General features: G+C 68.4%; 3 protein-coding genes and 1 pseudogene. 1 reads left to right on the forward strand and 3 read right to left on the reverse strand.

The features are described 5' to 3' along the window. The 3 genes and pseudogenes from ACWDAK_RS41295 to ACWDAK_RS41305 form a co-directional block, all read right to left on the reverse strand. A pseudogene (locus ACWDAK_RS41295) lies at positions 1-191 on the reverse strand (transposase); the annotation flags it as partial. Beyond that, positions 176-337, reverse strand: coding sequence for a hypothetical protein (locus ACWDAK_RS41300; protein WP_427396366.1), 162 nt, complete (start codon positions 335-337; stop codon positions 176-178). The pseudogene ACWDAK_RS41295 and the gene ACWDAK_RS41300, both read right to left, overlap by 16 nt. 517 nt (positions 338-854) lie before the next feature. Next, positions 855-962 carry a helicase associated domain-containing protein gene (locus ACWDAK_RS41305; protein WP_427396365.1) on the reverse strand — a complete coding sequence of 36 codons (108 nt, stop codon included), beginning with the start codon at positions 960-962 and terminating at the stop codon, positions 855-857. Here ACWDAK_RS41305 and ACWDAK_RS41310 point away from each other — a divergent pair. Next, entirely contained in the window at positions 924-1,241 is a 318-nt protein-coding gene (locus ACWDAK_RS41310; protein ID WP_427396367.1) for a hypothetical protein, read from the forward strand. The two genes, ACWDAK_RS41305 and ACWDAK_RS41310, sit on opposite strands and share 39 nt — an antisense overlap. Positions 1,242-1,316 lie beyond the last annotated feature (75 nt).

Raw genomic sequence — 1,316 nt, forward strand, 5'->3', positions numbered from 1 at the left:
GTGATTGCCGCCCAAGTGATCAGCGACTCCGCGTGTTGGATGAGCCGTTCGTAGTCTCTGGCGTGTCGGCGGGCGTGCATGATCCAGGCCAGACTCCGCTCGACCACCCAGCGACGAGGCAGGACAACGAACCCGACCGCATTCTTGGGTCGGCTCACGGTCTTCACGGTCAGGTTCAGGTACGCATCGGCTCGACCTCCAACGCGCAGTCGCCGATCGTGAACTGCGCGCGGCTGGTCGTCTCCACCAGCTTCCGCAGCTCGGCCACGATCTCCGCGTACCGCTCGGAGCTGACACAGCCGATCTTGTCTTCGGTCTTCTCGATCTCCTGGGGCATGGGATGTCACCACCAACCCGCGGGCCGGGCACGGCCGTTGGCCGTGCCGGGATGCGGCCCGCTCTCGTCACCGAGAGTCAGTGCGCACACTCACTGATCACAACAAGTCCCTGCGAAATGACTGAAGTTGGGGCAAAGGCGACCGAAGGAACCGTTCGTGGAGCGGTTACTGTGCCTGATCAGCGAACGTTTTCTTTCGCGCCCGCGAGGCCCTCACCACGCACCGCCGCGAGCAGTACACGGCATCCGGGCGCCGGTCCACCCCGACCACCCAGGTGTCCTTGCACACCGGACACTCGGCCCTGCCGGCACCACTCCGCTCGGCCGCCACCCGCTTCCGCAGCCGACGACGCACCCGCCACCACCTGGAACGACACCTCGGCGAGCAGAACTCCGCGTGGGCTCGCGCTCCTGGCCTCAACCGCTCGCGACAGGCCCCGCACCTCCGCACTCCGACCCGCCCAGCTTCCTCGGACATGACGTCAGCGTATGACTCCAGATTACTCAGAGTCAGGGATCAGAAACAGGCACTTAGCCAGGTGCCCAGCGACGTCCCGTCCTCCTTGTGAGCCCTCGGAACCCGTGCGTGGCCCTCTCGCTGGACGAACGCCGCCAGCGCCGCCAGGCCCTGCGCGAACCGGTCCGCCCGCGACACCTTCGGCTTCGCCGCGGCAGCCGCCCGCGCGGCCGCCAGCTCGACGTCCTCGGTGATGCCGAGCGCCGCGAGCAGGTCCCGCTGCTCCTGGTCGAGCTCGGCCCAGCCGGCTCGCTGCGCCCGGACCCATCGGCCGAGCTGCTCGCCCTCGAACGCGGTCTCCGCCGGCAGCTGCGCTCAGTCGACGCGGCCGTCGGACTCCAGCCACCACTGCCGCGCGACGGCGTAGGTGAGCTTGCTCCGCTTTGACGGACACCGTTGGTGTGGTGGTCAGGCCGCCAGGACGGTCTCGTATTCGGCGGGACTGCGGTAGCCGAGGCTGCT

The sequence above is a fragment of the Kitasatospora sp. NPDC001175 genome (assembly GCF_053598215.1).

What these genes read in the sequence shown, in the direction of transcription:
- ACWDAK_RS41300 (WP_427396366.1), bottom strand. Translation starts at nt 337, where the DNA reads ATGCCCCAGGAGATCGAGAAGACCGAAGACAAGATCGGCTGTGTCAGC.